The sequence below is a fragment of the Streptomyces sp. CA-142005 genome (genome assembly GCF_050942335.1).
In the GTDB taxonomy this organism is placed as follows: Bacteria; Actinomycetota; Actinomycetes; order Streptomycetales; family Streptomycetaceae; genus Streptomyces.
Map to the genome: position 1 here is coordinate 9,415,300 of NZ_CP192078.1, position 16,669 is coordinate 9,431,968.

Genomic DNA, 16,669 nt, shown 5'->3' on the forward strand with positions numbered 1-16,669 from the left:
ACTTACCAAGTTCCGAATGGGAACCTACTATGGGGGTCCGACAGCCTGTCAATGGCTTTGCCTGGGGAGCGCGACGATGAGTTCACGGCGGGTGGCCGACGACGCCTGCGGCATCGCGCAGGCCGCGGCGGTGGTGGGGGACTGGTGGAGCCTGCTCGTCCTGCGGGAGATCGCGCGCGGCCATGTGCGCTTCGACCGGCTCGCCGGTGAACTGGGCGTCTCCCGCAAGATCCTCACCGAGCGGCTGCGCACCCTGACCGAGCACCAGGTGCTGGAGCGACGCCCGTACCAGGACCGACCGCCCCGCTACGAGTACGTACTCACCGAACAGGGCCGCGGCCTGGTTCCGGTCCTGGTGGCGCTGCAGGACTGGGCCGACCGGTGGCTGCTCGGCGACGGCACGCTCACCGGCGAGGCCCCGGACCACGGGGCGGAGGCCCAGCGGGTCGCCTCGCTCGTCGGTGAGACCGTACCCGTCGGTCTCCGGCTGCCGGGCACCGACGGCCGCTCGCACGACCCCGTGGCCGCCGCCCCCCGCCCGACGGTGCTGTTCGCCTACCCCGCGGCCGGCATCCCCGGGGTCCCGGCCGGCCTTGCCGGGCCGCCGATCCCCGGCAGCGCGGGCTGCACTCTGGAAAACCGTCAATTCCGCGCTGCCTGGCCGCAGCTCGAGGCCGCAGGCGTCGCCGTCCACGGTGTGAGCACCCAGACGCCCGAGGAGCAGGCCGCCTTCGCGCGGGCCGAGGACCTGCCCTTCCCGCTGCTGTCCGACGCCCACCTCCAGCTCACCGCGGGCCTGCGCCTGCCGACCTTCCGGGCCGGACAGGACCTGCGTATCAAGCGGCTCATCCTCGTCATCGGACCCGACCGGACCGTACGGCACGCTCTGTTCCCGGTCACGGACATCCCCGCCGCCGTGGAACAGGCGCTCACCCTCGCCGTCGCCGGCCGGAACGCCGGTCATGCGTCTGCCGGTTGACCATGCATGACCATCGGAGTAGCGCTCAATCTCCAGAACCCGATCGACACCCTGGTGGGGCTCGCCCGTGAGGCCCGTCAGGCCGGGCTGCGTTCCGCGTGGTTCGGGCAGACCTTCTCCTACGACTCCCCGGCTTTGGCCGCGATCGTCGGACGCGAAGTGCCCGGCCTCCAGGTCGGCACCGCCGCGATCCCGGTCTTCGGCCGCCATCCGCTGATCGTCGCCGGCCAGGCCCAGACGGCCCAGGCGGCCACCGGCGGCCGTTACCACCTGGGGCTCGCACTCGGCACCCGGCACCTGACCGAGACCGGCTTCGGCATCCCGTACGAGCGTCCCGTCGGCCGGCTCCGCGAGTTCCTCACCGCCCTGCGCCCGTTGCTGGAGACGGGCAGCGCCGACTTCCACGGTGAGCTGCTGACCGCCACCACCGTGCTGCCCGCGTCCGTACCGGGCGCCGAGCCGCCGGTGCCCGTCCTCGTCGCCGCCATGGGACCGCAGGCCCTGCGCGTCTCCGGCGAACTGGCGGACGGCATCCTTCCCCTGCTGGCCGGCCCGCGAGCCCTGGCCGACCACATCGTCCCCGCCGTCACCGCCGCGGCCGAGGCCGCGGGCCGGCCGGCACCGCGTGTCGTCGCCTTCGTGCCCGGCGTCGTCACCGCCGACGTCGAGGCGGTACGCGAGGCCGCGACCGAGACGCTCTCCTTCTACGAGCGGTTCCCGTCCTACCGGCGCGTGATCGAGCTGTCCGGCGGCACCCGGGCCGCCGACCTCGCGGTCATCGGTGACGAGGAGACCGTGGCCGCCGAGGTACAGCGTTACCGCGAGGCCGGAGCGACCGAGGTGGTGTTCACCGCGACCGACCTGGGCGGCGAGGCCGACCAGCGCCGTACCTGGAAGCTGCTCGGCCGACTCGCGGACGGCTGAGCCACCTCACATGCCGGTTGTGGAGTCGGGCTATGCATGGGCATGCGTAATGATGCATACTCTTCCTATGTCCAAGGTCCTCACTTCCCTTCCGGTCGGCGAGCGCGTCGGAATCGCCTTCTCCGGCGGCCTCGACACCTCGGTCGCCGTCGCGTGGATGCGCGACAAGGGCGCCGTCCCGTGCACCTACACCGCCGACATCGGCCAGTACGACGAGCCCGACATCGCCTCGGTACCCGGCCGTGCGACGACCTACGGTGCCGAGATCGCGCGCCTGGTCGACTGCCGTGCGGCCCTGGTCGAGGAGGGGCTGGCCGCGCTCGCCTGCGGCGCGTTCCACATCCGCTCGGGTGGCCGTGCCTACTTCAACACCACGCCCCTCGGCCGCGCGGTCACCGGCACCCTGCTGGTCCGGGCGATGCTCGAGGACGACGTGCAGATCTGGGGCGACGGCTCCACCTTCAAGGGCAACGACATCGAGCGGTTCTACCGCTACGGCCTGCTCGCCAACCCTCACCTGCGGATCTACAAGCCCTGGCTGGACTCCGACTTCGTGACGGAGCTGGGCGGCCGCAAGGAGATGTCGGAGTGGCTGCTCGCGCACGGGCTGCCGTACCGCGACAGCACGGAGAAGGCGTACTCGACCGACGCCAACATCTGGGGCGCCACCCACGAGGCCAAGACCCTGGAGCACCTGGACACCGGCATCGAGACCGTCGAGCCGATCATGGGCGTCCGGTTCTGGGACCCCACGGTCGAGATCGCCCCCGAGGACGTGACGATCGGCTTCGACCAGGGCCGCCCGGTGACGATCAACGGCAAGGAGTTCGCCTCGCCGGTCGAACTGGTCATGGAGGCGAACGCCATCGGCGGCCGGCACGGCCTCGGCATGTCGGACCAGATCGAGAACCGGATCATCGAGGCCAAGAGCCGCGGCATCTACGAGGCCCCCGGCATGGCCCTGCTGCACGCCGCGTACGAGCGCCTGGTCAACGCGATCCACAACGAGGACACGCTCGCCCAGTACCACACCGAGGGCCGCAAGCTCGGCCGCCTCATGTACGAGGGCCGCTGGCTGGACCCGCAGGCGCTGATGATCCGCGAGTCGCTGCAGCGCTGGGTCGGCGCCGCGGTCACCGGCGAGGTGACCCTGCGGCTGCGGCGCGGTGAGGACTACTCGATCCTCGACACCACGGGTCCGGCGTTCAGCTACCACCCGGACAAGCTGTCCATGGAGCGCACCGAGGACTCCGCGTTCGGTCCGTCGGACCGGATCGGCCAGCTCACCATGCGCAACCTGGACATCGCCGACTCCCGAGCCCGCCTGGAGCAGTACGCGGGCCTCGGTATGGTCGGCACCGAGCACCCGGCCCTGATCGGCGCCGCCCAGGCCGCCTCCACCGGCCTGATCGGCGCCATGCCGCAGGGCGGTGCCGAGGCGATCGCCTCCCGCGGCGAGGTCTCGGAGGAGGACGAGGCCCTGGACCGCGCCGCGATGGAGTCCGGCACGGACTGACCCCCCTCACCGGCCGCGCAGCCTTGGACAGCGGGCCCCGTCGGTTCACCCCCGACGGGGTCCGCCGTCGTATGCCGTCGGTCCCGGCAGCATCTCCGGAGCCTCTCGTACCCTGTGTCCGTGCCGTCCGTGTCCCCCCGTCCGCAACGCGTCGCCGTCCTGGTTCTCGAAGGCGCCAAACCGCTCGACGTCGGGATCCCCGCGCAGGTGTTCACGACGCGGGCGAGCATGCCGTACGAGGTGCGGGTGTGCGGGGCGGAGCCCGGGCTCGTCGCGGGCGGCGACGGGCTGTCGTACCACGTCGCCCATGGGCTCGAGGCGCTCGCGTGGGCGGACATCGTCTTCATCCCCGGATACCGGTTTCCGGACCGCGAGGACCCGCCGAGGTCCGTGGTCGACGCGCTGCTCGCCGCCCACGCCCGTGGCACCCGGCTGGCCGCCATCTCGACGGGGGCCTTCGCGCTCGCGGCCACGGGACTGCTCGACGGCAAGCGGGCGACGACGCACTGGCACTACTCGCGGGCCCTCGCCGCGAAGCATCCGCGGGTCCAGGTCGACGAGAACGTTCTCTTCGTCGACGAGGGCAGCGTGCTCACGTCGGCCGGCGCCGCCTCCGGTATCGATCTGTGCCTGCACATCCTGCGCAAGGACCTCGGGGTCGCCGTGTCCAACCACGCGGCGCGGCGCCTGGTCGCCGCCCCCTACCGCAGCGGAGGCCAGGCCCAGTACGTGCCGCGCAGCGTGCCCGAGCCGCTCGGCGAACGGTTCGCCGCGACCCGCGAGTGGGCGCTGCACCGCCTCGGCGAGCCCCTCACCCTCACGGTGCTCGCCCGGCACGCCGCGGTCTCACCCCGCACGTTCTCCCGGCGCTTCGTCGAGGACACCGGCTACACGCCCATGCAGTGGGTGATGCGCGCCCGCATCGACCTGGCCCGGGAACTGCTCGAACGCTCCGAGCGCAGCATCGAGCAGATCGCCGCCGACGTCGGCCTCGGCACCGGCACGAATCTGCGCACCCACTTCCAGCAGATCCTCGGCACCACCCCGAGCGAATACCGGCGCACCTTCACCCAGGGCGAGTAGCCCTGGGCGACCCTGGCGCGATTCTTGCGAACCATGGCGCTCAAGACATGGCCATGCCCGGCCGCGGCACGCGACGCTGGTGGGGAACCGAGGGGAACTGAAGGGACACCACTCGTGACTCGTATCGCCATCAACGGATTTGGCCGTATCGGACGGAACGTGCTGCGCGCACTGCTGGAACGCGACAGCGCCCTCGAAGTCGTCGCCGTGAACGACCTCACCGAGCCCGCGACCCTCGCACGGCTGCTCGCCTACGACACCACGGCCGGCCGGCTCGGCCGGCCCGTGACCGTCGACGGGGACGCCCTCGTCGTCGACGGCCGCCGCATCACCGTCCTCGCCGAGCGCGAGCCGTCCCAGCTGCCGTGGGCCGACCTCGGGGTGGACATCGTCCTGGAGGCGACCGGCCGCTTCACCTCGGCGAAGGCCGCCCGGGCACACCTCGACGCCGGCGCGAGGAAGGTGCTCGTGAGCGCGCCGTCCGACGGAGCCGACGTCACGCTCGCCTACGGGGTCAACACCGACGCGTACGACCCGGAGGTGCACACGATCGTCTCCAACGCCTCCTGCACCACCAACGCGCTCGCACCGCTGGCCGCCGTGCTGGACGAACTCGCCGGCATCGAGCACGGCTTCATGACGACCGTGCACGCCTACACGCAGGAGCAGAACCTGCAGGACGGCCCGCACCGCGACGCCCGCCGTGCCCGTGCCGCCGCCGTCAACATCGTGCCGACCACGACGGGCGCGGCCAAGGCGATCGGCCTGGTCCTGCCGAACCTCGACGGCAAGCTGTCGGGCGACTCGATCCGCGTGCCCGTGCCGGTGGGCTCGATCGTCGAACTCAACACGACCGTCGCCCGGGACGTGACCCGCGACGACGTCCTGGCCGCGTACCGCGCCGCGGCGCAGGGCCCGCTCGCCGGCGTCCTGGAGTACTCGGAGGACCCGCTCGTGTCCTCCGACATCACCGGCAATCCGGCCTCGTCGATCTTCGACTCGGCGCTGACCCGCGTCGACGGCCGGCACATCAAGGTGGTCGCCTGGTACGACAACGAGTGGGGCTTCTCCAACCGCGTGATCGACACGCTCGAACTCCTCGCGGGGCCGACCTCCCGAGAAGGCTGAGGTCAGCGGCCGGTCAGGGGGGCAACACCCGGGGCGTCGTAGGGAAAGCCCCCCGTCCGGCCGGGGGTCTGACCGGCTGTTCCGGCGGAACGGGCGCGCCGAGACTCGACGGCATGACGACTTCCACTCATGCCTCGGTCGCCTCCGAGGCGCCGGCCGCCCGTTCTCGTACGGTCGGCTCCGCAGCCGGCAGCGACTTCGCGCGGCTGTCCCGGCGTATCGCCGAGGCCGGCCTGATGAACCGGCGCCCCGGCTACTACACGGCACGGCTCACCCTCGTGGTCGCGCTGCTGACGGCGGGCTGGGGCACCTTCCTCGCGCTCGGCGACACCTGGTGGCAGCTCGCGGTGGCCGCCTTCCTGGCCTTCGTGTTCGGTCAAGTCGCCCTGGTCGCCCATGACTTGGCACACCGCCAGGTCTTCCGGCGTGGCCGGCCCAGCGAGACGTGGGGCCGGCTCTTCGGCAATCTCGGCATCGGCATGAGCTACGGCTGGTGGATGAACAAGCACACCCGCCACCACGCCAACCCCAACCACGAGGAACTCGACCCGGATGTCGCCCCGGACATCCTGGTGTGGTCCACCGCCCAGGCCCGCGACAGCCGCGGCCTCGCCCGTCTCATCGGGGGACACCAGGCGTGGCTGTTCTTCCCCCTGCTGACGCTGGAGGGCTTCAACCTGCACGTCGCGGGCGTACGGGCGCTGCGCTCGCCCGCCATGAAGCACCGCGTCCTGGAAGGCGGCCTGCTCCTCCTTCACCTCGCGGCCTATGTGTCCGCGCTGTTCCTGGTGCTCTCGCCCGGCAAGGCGGTCGCGTTCCTCTTCGTGCACCAGTGCCTCTTCGGTGTCTACCTCGGCTGCACCTTCGCACCGAACCACAAGGGCATGCCCACCCTCAGCGGCGACGAACGGCCCGACTTCCTGCGCCGCCAGGTCCTGACCTCCCGCAACGTGCGCGGCGGCCGGCTCACCGACGTGATGCTCGGCGGGCTCAACTACCAGATCGAGCACCACCTGTTCCCGAGCATGCCCACACCCCATCTGCGCCGGGCCCAGGTCATCGTGCGCGAGTACTGCGCGGAGATCGGCGTGCCGTACCACGAGACCGGCCTGATCCAGTCCTACCGCGAGGCCCTCACCCACATGCACCGGGTGGGGGAGCCGATCAGGCGGCAGCGCGGGGCAAGTTGACGACGGCGCTCCGACGGTTCTTCGCCCGCCTCAGCCCGCGAGCAGCATCGCGACCTCCACCGCGCCGAGCAGCGCGGGGTAGGTCCAGGCGTAGGTGCGGTCCGGGATCCGGGGCGGGTGCCGCCGCAGCACCGCGATGACGGGTAGGGCGCCGACGAGCGGCGCCCCGGCGGCGCGCAGGTCGACGAGGGTCGACCAGGCGCATACCCCCGCCCCGCTTCACGACCCACGGCAACGCCCGCGCCGACAGGGGACGTCACCCTGACTCCAGCAGCCGTGTTCAGCTTCACGGCGTGACCAGTCCCGCCTCGTACGCGGTGATCACGAGCTGCACCCGGTCCCGGGCATCGAGTTTGGTGAGCAGCCGGGAGACATGTGACTTGGCGGTGGCCACCGTGATGAAGAGGTCTTCCGCGATCTCGGTGTTGGACCGCCCGCGTCCGACCAGGGTCAGCACCTCCCGTTCCCGCTCGGTGATGCCGTCGAGCGGCCGGGCGGGGTGCCGCGGAGCGGCCGGCCTGCGTTCGACGAAGTCCGCGATCAGACGGCGTGTCACACTCGGCGCGATCAGTGCGTCGCCGGCGGCGACCACGCGGATCGCGCCGAGGATGTCGTCCAGGGCCATGTCCTTGACGGCAAAGCCACTGGCCCCGGCTTGGAGCGCACCGTAGACATGGTCGTCCTCGTCGAACGTGGTAAGGATCAGCACGCGGATCGACGCGTTGCCGGCCGTGATCCGGCGCGTGGCCTCGATGCCGTCCATGCCGGGCATCCGGATGTCCATGACCACCACGTCGGGGCCGGTCTCCCGGACGCGCTGGACGGCCTCCTCACCGGTGGCGGCCTCGCCGACGACGTCCAGATCGGGATGGTCGGCCATGAGGACCCGCAGGCGGGACCGCACCAGTTGCTGGTCGTCGGCGAGGACGATCCGGACGCTCATCGGGTGTCCACCGAGACGCCGGCCGGTTCGGGCAGCGGCAGCCGGGCCACCACGCGGCCGGGGCCGGCTGATCGCGGCCGAGCCGGTGGCGGACTTCGCGGCCCGCGGCACGCGCCGCAGTGTGGTGGTGGCCAGCCCTGAGGCCGCGGAGTTGGCGGCGGTACTGTCCGCCTCCGGGGCGTCGGTCGAGCCGCAGGGTCCGCAGCGCCTGGCGGGTGCCGGGCGACTCGTCGTGACCGGATTGCCGGCGGACCGGATCGGAGCGCTCGCCCTGGAGTACCGGATCCCGCTGTGCGAGCTGACCACCCGCACCGCCTCACTGGAGGAGGCGTTCATGGAACTCACCGCCGAGAGCGTCGAATACCTGGCAGGACACACCCGATGACCACACTCACCAGCCCCTCGCGCGTCCGCTTCGGTGACCTGGTCGCCGCCGAGTGGATCAAAACGCGCTCCCTGCGCTCCACTTGGTGGACGATCGCATTCGCCGGCCTGTTCGTGACGGGGTCCGCCGCCGTTGCGGCACTCGCGGACTACCGCAATCTGGCGGCCGGTACGACCGTGCGCCGCCCCGCCGACTTCCTGCCCTTCGACGCCTATCCGCAGCCCCGCTACATGACGCTGATGCTCATCGCCGGGTGCGTCGGTGCCGTCACGGTCGTGAGCGAGTACAGCAGCGGCCTGATCCGCGCCACCACCGTGGCCGTCCCCGCCCGCGGCTCGGTGATACTGGCCAAGGCGACCGTCACCGCCGCACTGTGGACCGCCGTCGGTACGGTCGTCTCCAGCGGTTCCTTCCTCGTCTCCCAGGCCATCCTGAACGAACGGCACACGGGGGTCTCGATCACACACCCAGGAGTGCCGCGTACGCTCGTGGCCTCCGCGCTGCTGGCCCCCGTCTGCGCACTGGTCGGGCTCGGCCTCGGCGTACTGATCCGGCACAGCGCGGCGACCATGGCCACCTGCGCCTTCACGCTGCTGATGCTGCCCACCGTCTTCTCACAGAGCAGGCGGTGGTCCGCCGACGCCAACCACACCATGGTCGTCGCCGCCTGGCAGCGCCTGGTCCAGAACTGGGGACCAGAGCCCGGCTCCCGCATGTTCACCGCCACGGTCCCCGGTTCCTGGACGGTGTACGCGCTGTGGCCCCTGATCGCGGTCGTCGTCGCCGTGCTCGTTGTCAGGAAACGGGACGTCTGATCCGCTCCCGCGGGGCCAGCTGCTCCCGGGCCCGACAGGCGGTGCGCGGCAGACGACGCCCGGGAATGCTCGCGACCCCTGCGTGGTTTCCACGATCGTGTCAGAACCTGCTCGCTCGGCCGGCGGGCGGCGGCACGACAGCATCGGGAATGTCGGAGCGTCCCGCACTGTTCAAGTCATTACTGACATGCTCGGGTCAATCCCGGCGTGTGGGTGAAGGGAGATTCCATGGCACGCAGCACCGTGCGTCCCGTCGTCAGGCTGAAGTCGACCGCGGGCACCGGCGTCACCTACGTGACGCGCAAGAACCGTCTGAGCGACCCCGACCGGCTCGTTCTGCGCAAGTACGACCCGGTCGCCGGCCGGCACGTCACCTTCCGCGAGGAACGCTGACGCACACCGCCGCCCGCCCGGGCCGACGGCCACAAGGAGGCACACCCATGAGGCCAGGCATCCACCCCGAATCCCGGCTCGTCGTCTTCCGCGACCGGGCCGCCGACACCCTCTTCCTGACCCGCTCGACCGCCACCGCGTCGAAGACCGTCGTCTGGGAAGACGGCACCACCTACCCCCTGATCGACGTGGAGACCTCGTCGGCCAGCCACCCCTTCTACACCGGCACCGCGCGCGTCGTCGACACCGCCGGCCGCATCGAACGCTTCCAGCGCCGCTACGGCCGCCCTGCCTCGACCCGCGGCTGACCGCCGTGTGCTCCCGAGCACGAGGAGAACCCAGTCATGAAGGTACGCAAGTCCCTGCGCTCACTGAAGTCCAAGCCCGGCGCCCAGCTGGTGCGCCGCCGCGGGGTGGTCTTCGTGGTGAACAAGAAGAACCCGCGCTTCAAGGCGCGCCAGGGCTGACCGGCCGCGTGGAGAAGAGCGGACGAGACACGGCCCGGCCCTGCCCCGCGCAGGGCCGGGCCCGGCCGGTCCGGCTCGGCATGTCTCCGACCGCCGCTCTGTTCCCCTTGCCTCTCGTCCACGACCGGTCACCGGACACCCCCGCGCACCGGCCGGCCTGGCCTGGGCGGCCTCGGCCGTGACCGCTCCCGATTCTCGATGATCTCTTACCCCCGTCTTCCCGGCCGCGGACGGTCCGCTGCATACGGTTGCCGTCGTGGGTGGCTGTCGGGGGTGACGGCCTTCGATCAGGTCCCTGGGGGAGCGAATGACGGCTGGCCGCCGTGTGGTGCTGGCCGCCATGGCGGGAGGACTGCTCGCCGGTTGCGCGGGCCCGGAGAACGGCGGCGGCGCCTCCGCGGCCATCGCCTCGGGTGCGCCGGCCACAGGTGCGGGCGCGGCCACACCACCCACTCCCGGTGCCGGCCCCTCGGCTACGGCCTCCACCACGCGTCCTCCCGTCACCCGCGCGGAGATAGCGGCCCGCTACGGGCGCAGGGTGCCGCACACCTGGGGTTTCGACGCCCCGGGCGTCGTGCACTCCCTGCCGCACACGGCGCACGACATCGCGCTGACCTTCGACGCATACGGCGGTCCCGGCGGCAGCGGCTACGACCGGACGCTCATCGGCTTTCTGCGCGCACGGCGCATCCCGGCGACGCTGTTCATCAATTCCCGCTGGATCGACGCCAACCCGGCCGAGTTCCACCGCCTGGCCGGCGACCCGCTGTTCGAGATCGCCAACCATGGCACCCGGCACCGCCCGCTGTCCGTCACCGGCCGCTCCGCGTACGGCATTCCCGGTACCCGTGGCGCCGGCGAGGTGTACGACGAGATCGCCGGCAACCGGGCCAAGCTGACCCGCCTGCTGGGCACCCCGCCGCGCTTCTTCCGGTCCGGCACCGCGTACTGCGACGATGTCGCGGCCCGCATCGTCACGGACCTCGGGGAGCGCTTCGTCAGCTTCTCCGTCAACGGTGACGGCGGCGCCACCTTCAACGCCGAGCAGGTGCACGCCACCGTCGCGTCGGCTCGGGGAGGTTCCATCGTCCTGTGCCACATGAACCATCCCGAGGGCGGCACCGCGCGAGGCGTCGCAAGCGCCGTCCCGCACCTGCTGGCCACCGGCCACCGCTTCGTCCGCCTCTCGGACGCCCTGCACAGGACTTGATGTGACACGGGCGGGCCGGTGTGGGCGTACCGGACGTCACCGGCCATCGCGCACGGTGACCGCACGCGCGATACCGCACCCCGCGGCGGCCACGCGCACCCCGCTGCCGCTCACGGCCCTCGCCGACCGTGTCTCACCACTCGTCACGGCGGCCACGTCGGATCACAATGTGTCCCACAGGCAGACCGGCCACCAGGAGGCGTCATGAGCACATCAGCCGAGCCGAGGGTGTCCGGCCTGGAGGTCAGGTCCATCGACTACGTCCCGCTGAACGAGCGGCACGGCAAGCTCTGGCATCTGGGCCCGCTGTGGTTCATGTCCAACGCCCAGATCGCGACCCTGGCCGTGGGGCTCATCAGCATCACCGAGGGCGGCAACCTGATCTGGTCCCTGCTGGCCATCGTCGCCGGCACCGTCATCGGCACCTTCTTCATGGCCTTCCACTCGGCACAGGGACCCCAGCTGGGCCTGCCGCAGATGATCCAGTCGCGCCCCCAGTTCGGTTACGTCGGCGCCCTCCTGGTGTGGCTCTTCGCGTATGTGCAGTACGCGGGCTTCAACGTCTTCAACAGCATCCTCGCCGCCGACTCCCTGCACACCACCCTGCACGGGAGCGTCAAACTGTGGGTGGTCGTGGTCACCGTGGTCGCTCTCGTCATCGCGCTGGTGGGCTACGACATCATCCACAAGGCCGAGCGGCTCCTGACGTACATCTTCCTCATCATCTTCGGGATCTTCACCGTCGGCGTGCTCGTCACCCTGCACTATCCGGCGGGCTCCTTCGACCTCGGCGCCTTCAAGTGGACGCCGTTCCTGGCACAGTTCGGCGTGGTCGCCGGCTACCAGATCAGCTGGGCCATCTACGTCTCCGACTACTCGCGCTACCTCCCGCCGGACGTGACGGTCCGCAAGACCTTCTACTGGACGTACTTCGGCTCCGCGCTCGGCGGCATCTGGCTGATGGTGCTCGGCACGCTGCTCGCCGCCTGGGCCGGCAAGGACTTCGAGACGATCAAGTCGATCAACGCGGCCGGCGACAAGGTGTTCGACGGCTTCGGCGCGATCGTGCTGCTCTTCGCCGCCCTGGGCCTGGTGTCCGTCACCGCGCTGAACATGTACGGCGGTTCGCTGACCCTCATCAGCGGCATCGACTCGTTCAAGCGGGTACGGCCGACCCTGGGCGTACGGCTGCTGACCATCGGGCTGACGGCGGCGCTCTCCCTGGTCGGCGCACTGGCCGCGACCTCCAACTTCCTCGAGAACTTCAACAACTTCCTGCTGCTGGTGCTCTACCTGTTCATCCCCTGGACCGCGGTGAACCTCATGGACTACTACGTCGTGCGCCGCGGGCACTACGCCATCGCGGAGATCTTCAACCCGCACGGCATCTACGGCCGGTGGGGCTGGCACGGCATCATCTCCTACCTGGTCGGCTTCGCCGCCATGATCCCGTTCTTCTCCGTCGGCACCCTGTACGTGGGTCCCGCCGCCGAGGCGCTGGGCGGAGCCGACATCTCCCTGTTCATCGGCCTTCCCGTTTCCGCGCTGCTGTACTGGTGGCTGACCCGCTCGATCGACGTGGCCGCCGAGACCCGCATCGCCCTGGCCGAGGCGGAGGCGCTGGAGCAGGCGGCCCACGAACACCGCGAGCCCTGAACCGCGCCGGGGCTCTACGACCCCGGTGTGCGCTGGGCGACCGCGCGCCCGAGGGCGTCCCGGCAGGCGAGGATCGCGGGGTGCCGACTGCTGCCGCGCCGCACGACGGTGGAGATACGGCGGCTGCGCCGGCCACGGGGGAGTTGCCGCAGGGGCACGGTCGGCGGCCGTCCGTCCCAGACGAGGGCCGGCAGGAAAGCGGCGGCGTGTCCCTGCTCGACGAGACGGAGATGGAGCAGGAGGTCGGTGGTCTCGAACCGTACATCGGGTTCGAAGCCGGCGTTGCGGCACAGGGTCATGGCCCAGTGCCGGGCGGTCGTGCCCTCGGGCTCCATCACCCAGGGATGGCTCTCGAGAGAGCGCAGCACCGCCAACGGGCCCCGCGCCTCCGCTGTTTCGGCGGATTCGGGCAGCGCGAGGTGGAGGGCGTCGGCGAGCAGGTCCTCCTGTTCCAGCTCGGCGGGCCGGGGATTGGGCTTGCCGGGGTATTCCTCGGCGAGGACCAGGTCGAAGTCGCGGGCCTGCAGGGCGGGAAGCGCCTTCTCGGGTTCCATGTGGGTGACGTGGACGCGCAGCCGGGGATGGCGCTCGCGCAGCAGCCCCAGGGCGGTCGGCACCAGGGCCAGGGCCGCGGTCTGGAACGAGGCGATGCGCAGGGTGCCGGTCAGCTCGGACAGCGAGGCGGCGATGTCCGCCTCCGCTCGCTCCAGGCGCTCCAGGACCGCTTCGGTGTGGGCGACGAGGATCTCGGCCTGCTCGGTCAGCCGCACGCGCCGCCCCACCGGTTCCAGCAGCCGTACGCCGACGTCGGCCTCCAGCTGGGAGAGCTGCTGGGAGACGGAGGAGGGCGCGTACGACAGCGCGGCGGCGACGGCGGCCAGGGTGCCGCGGTGCTTGAGTTCGCGCAGGAGGCGCAACCGGTGCAGGTCGAACATCGCCGGCTCACCCTCCTGGCGAACGTCGGGTCGAACGTTCGGTTTCTCCGACGACTATAGGTCGGAAACATCCGCTGGACCGATCGTACGGCGCCGTCGGAACCTGTTCACGTGCCCGAAAACCCTTCCTCCCGCCCGGCGCCCCGGTGGACCGTGCGTCCTGGCGTCCGCACCTGGCGATGCGCGCCCGCCCCCGCCGAGGTGCGGGACTTCCACTCCGCGCTGCCCGGCTACGCACCCACGCCGTTGACCGAACTTCCCCCTCTGGCAGCCGAGTTGGAGGTCGGCCGGGTGTTCGTGAAGGACGAGTCGTGCCGTCTGGGCCTGCCCGCGTTCAAGGCGCTCGGCGCCTCATGGGCGGTCCACCGCGTGCTCGCGGAGCGGACGCCCGCCGGCCTTGGGCCGGGCCCGGTCACCCTGGTGACGGCCACCGACGGCAACCACGGCCGCGCGGTCGCCCGCATCGCCCGCCTGCACGGGCAGCACGCCCATGTCTTCGTGCCGCGCGGAGTGCATCCGCGGGCCGTCGCGGCGATCGCCGGCGAGGGAGCGACGGTCACCGAGGTCGCGGGTCCCTACGACGAGGCGGTGCGCCGTGCGGCCGAGGCGGCCGTCACGCCGGACACCGTCCTGGTCCAGGACAGCGCGTGGCCGGGCCACGAACGGATCCCGGGGTGGATCGTCGAGGGCTATTCGACCCTCTGCGCCGAGATCGACGAGCAGTTGGCGGCCCGGGGCGTGCGGGAGGGGCCCGACCTCGTCTCCGTACCGGTGGGCGTGGGCTCACTGGCGCAAGCCGTGGTCACCCACTACCGCAGCCGCGACCGGGGACGTGCCCCGGCGCTGCTGTCGGTCGAACCGGAGACTGCGGCCTGTGTCCTCGCCAGCCTCGTCCAGGGCGAGGCCGTCAGCGTCGCCACCGGCGAGACCACCATGGCCGGGCTGAACTGCGGCACCCCGTCGAGTCTCGCCTGGCCCTTCCTGTACGGCGGGCTGGACGCCGCCGTCGCCGTCCCCGACTCCGCCGGTGCCCGCGCGGCCGCGCGCCTCGCGGCCCTCGGGGTCTTTTCGGGCCCCTGCGGCGCGGCCGCGCTCGCCGGTCTCCACGCCGTGCTGGCCGGCGCCGGCGCGGACGAGCGCCGAGCGGCACTCGGGCTTGACGCGACCTCGGTGGTCGTACTGCTGAGCACCGAGGGCACGTCCGCCAATCCCCACCGCACCGCTGGGTGACCACACGACACCTGAAGGAACTCCGAGTTGATCCACCGCACCTGTACGACACGCCCGCAGAACGGTCTCCCCGCGAGGAGGCCGGCAGCATGCTGACCCACTTCGCGGCCGCGATCGGCGTTCTGGGCCTGCTGACCCTCCTGCCCGGCCCCGACATGGCGGTCGTCACCCGCCGGGCCGTGGTGGCCGGTGCCGCGGACGCGCTGCGGACCGTCGCCGGGATCGCGACGGGCCTGCTGCTCTGGGGCGCGCTGACCGTGGCCGGACTCGCGGCCGCCCTCGCCGCGGCACCGGCGGCATACCTGGTCGTCAGGCTCCTGGGCGCCGGCTACCTGGTGCTGCTCGGCGTACAGGCACTCCGGCGCAGCCACCACGCCCCCTCGGCGGTGCCCGGCACCGGCGCCCCGCACGGATCCGGGAGCCCGTGGCGGACCGGACTGATCAGCAACGTCCTCAACCCGAAGATCGCCGTGTGCTACACCGGGCTGCTCCCGGCCCTGGCCCCGCCGCACCTGCCCGCCGCCTGGGCCATGACCCTCCTCGTCCTCCTGCACGTCATGCTCACCGTCGCCTGGCTGGGCGGCTACACGCTGCTGCTGGCCAAGGCCGCGCCGCTCCTGCAAAAGCCACGGGTCCGAGGCGCGCTCGGCCGCACGACCGGTGTCGTACTCATCGGCTTCGGCCTGGTCGTCGCGACCACGGCCGGCTGATTCCGGTATGGGGTTCGGGACTCCGACCTGCACGGGACGATCGGCTCACCCGAGGCTGGAGCGCCTCACCGGACTCCCGGCTCCGGCCGCCGCACACCCGGCCGGGACAATCCTCGTCATGAACGACGACATGGCTGACGCCCGGAGCCGACTGGCCAGGATCGAGCGGCTGCTGGAGAGCGGCGAACGCGAACTGGTCCCCGCCTGGCGCCGGGCGACCCGTGGTGAGCCGCGCTGGACGGTGACGGCCGTGATCCTGGCCGCCGTCGCCCTGCAGCTGATCCTGCCGCACCGGCTCATCCTCCTGCGCACGGTCTGGGCTCTGCCCGCGCTGGAGTTGGTGCTGCTGGCCGGACTGATCGCGGGCAATCCCCGGCGCGTGGAGCCCCGTACCCGCCTGCTGCGGTACCTGGGCCTGGCCCTGACCGGCGTCATCAGCCTGGCCAACGGCTGGGCGGCGGTCCGGCTCGTGAGGGACCTGGTGAGCGGCAAGGGCGGAGACAGCGCGGTCCCGCTCCTGCTCACCGGCGGTGTCATCTGGGTGACGAACGTCATCGTGTTCGGCCTGTGGTACTGGGAGTGGGACCGGGGCGGCCCCATGGCCCGGGTCCGGGGACAGCACCAGTTCCCCGACTTCCTCTTCGTGCAGATGCAGAGCCCGGAGCTGGCCCCGCCGGACTGGGAACCGGCGTTCCTGGACTACCTGTACCTGTCCTTCACCAACGCCACCGCCTTCAGCCCGACCGACGTCATGCCGCTCTCCCGCTGGTCGAAGACGCTGATGATGCTGCAGTCCTCGGTGTCCCTGGTGACGGTGGTCCTCGTGGTCGCCCGGGCGGTCAACATCCTGAAATAGTCCGAGCGCAGCCGTCGACTGTCCCTGGTGCCGTCCTGCTCAGTCTCCGTCGTCACCCCCGCTGTTCAGGCCCCTGCGCTGCTCCCGGTGCGCGCTGCGCACCAGGTCGCCCACGAGGAGCGTCGCCTTCGCGACTCCACGAACCCAGCGGGGTCCGCCGAGCTCCGCCCACACGACACAGGCGCAACCGCCCATCACCAGTGCCAGGACACCGATGAGCAAGACAATGATCATGTCCCCCCTCGTGTT

Annotated in this window: 19 protein-coding genes; 16 read left to right on the forward strand and 3 right to left on the reverse strand. The window is 71.5% G+C overall.

Annotated elements, in window-relative coordinates:
- Positions 1–76: 76 nt before the first annotated feature.
- The 6 genes from ACQPXS_RS43405 to ACQPXS_RS43430 all read left to right on the forward strand — a co-directional run bounded on the left by ACQPXS_RS43405 (position 77) and on the right by ACQPXS_RS43430 (position 6,820).
- On the forward strand, positions 77–979 hold the full coding sequence (locus ACQPXS_RS43405) for a winged helix-turn-helix transcriptional regulator (protein WP_433454978.1): 903 nt from the start codon (positions 77–79) through the stop codon (positions 977–979).
- Positions 980–985: 6 nt separating this feature from the next.
- The gene (locus ACQPXS_RS43410; RefSeq protein WP_433454979.1) at positions 986–1,903 is read left to right on the forward strand and encodes a TIGR03564 family F420-dependent LLM class oxidoreductase; all 918 of its coding nucleotides are present in this window, start codon (positions 986–988) and stop codon (positions 1,901–1,903) included.
- Between the two features lie 67 nt (positions 1,904–1,970).
- Positions 1,971–3,419, forward strand: a complete 1,449-nt coding sequence (gene argG / locus ACQPXS_RS43415; RefSeq protein ID WP_366488978.1) for an argininosuccinate synthase — start codon at positions 1,971–1,973, stop codon at positions 3,417–3,419.
- 120 nt (positions 3,420–3,539) lie between these two features.
- On the forward strand, positions 3,540–4,502 hold the full coding sequence (locus ACQPXS_RS43420) for a GlxA family transcriptional regulator (protein WP_433454980.1): 963 nt from the start codon (positions 3,540–3,542) through the stop codon (positions 4,500–4,502).
- 114 nt (positions 4,503–4,616) lie between these two features.
- A complete protein-coding gene (gene gap, locus ACQPXS_RS43425) occupies positions 4,617–5,630 on the forward strand; it encodes a type I glyceraldehyde-3-phosphate dehydrogenase (RefSeq protein WP_433454981.1) in 1,014 nt (337 codons plus the stop codon).
- Between the two features lie 113 nt (positions 5,631–5,743).
- The gene (locus ACQPXS_RS43430; protein ID WP_433454982.1) at positions 5,744–6,820 is read left to right on the forward strand and encodes a fatty acid desaturase family protein; all 1,077 of its coding nucleotides are present in this window, start codon (positions 5,744–5,746) and stop codon (positions 6,818–6,820) included.
- A 286-nt stretch (positions 6,821–7,106) separates the two neighbouring features.
- On the opposite strand, the gene ACQPXS_RS43435 is transcribed toward ACQPXS_RS43430, so the two are convergent.
- Positions 7,107–7,763 carry a response regulator gene (locus ACQPXS_RS43435; protein WP_433454983.1) on the reverse strand — a complete coding sequence of 219 codons (657 nt, stop codon included), beginning with the start codon at positions 7,761–7,763 and terminating at the stop codon, positions 7,107–7,109.
- Between the two features lie 127 nt (positions 7,764–7,890).
- Here ACQPXS_RS43435 and ACQPXS_RS43440 point away from each other — a divergent pair, with 127 nt between their 5' ends.
- The 7 genes from ACQPXS_RS43440 to ACQPXS_RS43470 all read left to right on the forward strand — a co-directional run bounded on the left by ACQPXS_RS43440 (position 7,891) and on the right by ACQPXS_RS43470 (position 12,689).
- A complete protein-coding gene (locus ACQPXS_RS43440; RefSeq protein WP_433454984.1) occupies positions 7,891–8,148 on the forward strand; it encodes a hypothetical protein in 258 nt (85 codons plus the stop codon).
- A complete protein-coding gene (locus ACQPXS_RS43445) occupies positions 8,145–8,963 on the forward strand; it encodes an ABC transporter permease (protein WP_433454985.1) in 819 nt (272 codons plus the stop codon). The genes ACQPXS_RS43440 and ACQPXS_RS43445 overlap by 4 nt, the downstream gene beginning before the upstream one ends.
- A 228-nt stretch (positions 8,964–9,191) precedes the next feature.
- Positions 9,192–9,356 carry a 50S ribosomal protein L33 gene (gene rpmG / locus ACQPXS_RS43450; protein WP_153537563.1) on the forward strand — a complete coding sequence of 55 codons (165 nt, stop codon included), beginning with the start codon at positions 9,192–9,194 and terminating at the stop codon, positions 9,354–9,356.
- A 47-nt stretch (positions 9,357–9,403) separates the two neighbouring features.
- Positions 9,404–9,664: a type B 50S ribosomal protein L31 gene (locus ACQPXS_RS43455; RefSeq protein ID WP_433454986.1), complete on the forward strand. Its 261-nt coding sequence runs from the start codon at positions 9,404–9,406 to the stop codon at positions 9,662–9,664.
- A 36-nt stretch (positions 9,665–9,700) separates the two neighbouring features.
- Positions 9,701–9,823: a type B 50S ribosomal protein L36 gene (gene ykgO / locus ACQPXS_RS43460; RefSeq protein WP_153537567.1), complete on the forward strand. Its 123-nt coding sequence runs from the start codon at positions 9,701–9,703 to the stop codon at positions 9,821–9,823.
- 307 nt (positions 9,824–10,130) lie between these two features.
- Positions 10,131–11,033: a polysaccharide deacetylase family protein gene (locus tag ACQPXS_RS43465; RefSeq protein WP_433454987.1), complete on the forward strand. Its 903-nt coding sequence runs from the start codon at positions 10,131–10,133 to the stop codon at positions 11,031–11,033.
- A gap of 204 nt (positions 11,034–11,237) precedes the next feature.
- Positions 11,238–12,689 (forward strand): purine-cytosine permease family protein, encoded by a 1,452-nt coding sequence (locus ACQPXS_RS43470; RefSeq protein WP_433454988.1) that lies wholly within the window; start codon positions 11,238–11,240, stop codon positions 12,687–12,689.
- Positions 12,690–12,703: 14 nt separating this feature from the next.
- Here ACQPXS_RS43470 and ACQPXS_RS43475 read toward each other — a convergent pair whose 3' ends face one another.
- A complete protein-coding gene (locus ACQPXS_RS43475; protein ID WP_433454989.1) occupies positions 12,704–13,624 on the reverse strand; it encodes a LysR substrate-binding domain-containing protein in 921 nt (306 codons plus the stop codon).
- A 111-nt stretch (positions 13,625–13,735) separates the two neighbouring features.
- Between ACQPXS_RS43475 and ACQPXS_RS43480 the strand changes: the two genes are divergently transcribed.
- The 3 genes from ACQPXS_RS43480 to ACQPXS_RS43490 all read left to right on the forward strand — a co-directional run bounded on the left by ACQPXS_RS43480 (position 13,736) and on the right by ACQPXS_RS43490 (position 16,420).
- A complete protein-coding gene (locus ACQPXS_RS43480; protein ID WP_433454990.1) occupies positions 13,736–14,854 on the forward strand; it encodes a diaminopropionate ammonia-lyase in 1,119 nt (372 codons plus the stop codon).
- Between the two features lie 89 nt (positions 14,855–14,943).
- A complete protein-coding gene (locus ACQPXS_RS43485) occupies positions 14,944–15,564 on the forward strand; it encodes a LysE family translocator (RefSeq protein WP_433454991.1) in 621 nt (206 codons plus the stop codon).
- Positions 15,565–15,682: 118 nt separating this feature from the next.
- Complete coding sequence (locus tag ACQPXS_RS43490) at positions 15,683–16,420, forward strand: hypothetical protein (RefSeq protein ID WP_356313030.1); 738 nt, start codon at positions 15,683–15,685, stop codon at positions 16,418–16,420.
- Positions 16,421–16,459: 39 nt separating this feature from the next.
- Here the strand turns inward: ACQPXS_RS43490 and ACQPXS_RS43495 are convergent, their stop codons facing one another.
- On the reverse strand, positions 16,460–16,654 hold the full coding sequence (locus tag ACQPXS_RS43495) for a hypothetical protein (protein WP_433454992.1): 195 nt from the start codon (positions 16,652–16,654) through the stop codon (positions 16,460–16,462).
- Between the last annotated feature and the right edge of the window lie 15 nt (positions 16,655–16,669).

Coding starts and splice junctions, on each gene's coding strand:
- ykgO (WP_153537567.1), top strand. CDS start 9,701: ATGAAGGTACGCAAGTCCCTGCGCTCACTGAAGTCCAAGCCCGGCGCC.
- ACQPXS_RS43475 (WP_433454989.1), bottom strand. CDS start 13,624: ATGTTCGACCTGCACCGGTTGCGCCTCCTGCGCGAACTCAAGCACCGC.
- ACQPXS_RS43495 (WP_433454992.1), bottom strand. CDS start 16,654: ATGATCATTGTCTTGCTCATCGGTGTCCTGGCACTGGTGATGGGCGGT.
- ACQPXS_RS43470 (WP_433454988.1), top strand. CDS start 11,238: ATGAGCACATCAGCCGAGCCGAGGGTGTCCGGCCTGGAGGTCAGGTCC.
- rpmG (WP_153537563.1), top strand. CDS start 9,192: ATGGCACGCAGCACCGTGCGTCCCGTCGTCAGGCTGAAGTCGACCGCG.
- ACQPXS_RS43485 (WP_433454991.1), top strand. CDS start 14,944: ATGCTGACCCACTTCGCGGCCGCGATCGGCGTTCTGGGCCTGCTGACC.
- ACQPXS_RS43430 (WP_433454982.1), top strand. CDS start 5,744: ATGACGACTTCCACTCATGCCTCGGTCGCCTCCGAGGCGCCGGCCGCC.
- ACQPXS_RS43455 (WP_433454986.1), top strand. CDS start 9,404: ATGAGGCCAGGCATCCACCCCGAATCCCGGCTCGTCGTCTTCCGCGAC.
- ACQPXS_RS43435 (WP_433454983.1), bottom strand. CDS start 7,763: ATGAGCGTCCGGATCGTCCTCGCCGACGACCAGCAACTGGTGCGGTCC.
- argG (WP_366488978.1), top strand. CDS start 1,971: ATGTCCAAGGTCCTCACTTCCCTTCCGGTCGGCGAGCGCGTCGGAATC.
- ACQPXS_RS43410 (WP_433454979.1), top strand. CDS start 986: ATGACCATCGGAGTAGCGCTCAATCTCCAGAACCCGATCGACACCCTG.
- ACQPXS_RS43490 (WP_356313030.1), top strand. CDS start 15,683: ATGAACGACGACATGGCTGACGCCCGGAGCCGACTGGCCAGGATCGAG.
- ACQPXS_RS43445 (WP_433454985.1), top strand. CDS start 8,145: ATGACCACACTCACCAGCCCCTCGCGCGTCCGCTTCGGTGACCTGGTC.
- ACQPXS_RS43405 (WP_433454978.1), top strand. CDS start 77: ATGAGTTCACGGCGGGTGGCCGACGACGCCTGCGGCATCGCGCAGGCC.
- ACQPXS_RS43465 (WP_433454987.1), top strand. CDS start 10,131: ATGACGGCTGGCCGCCGTGTGGTGCTGGCCGCCATGGCGGGAGGACTG.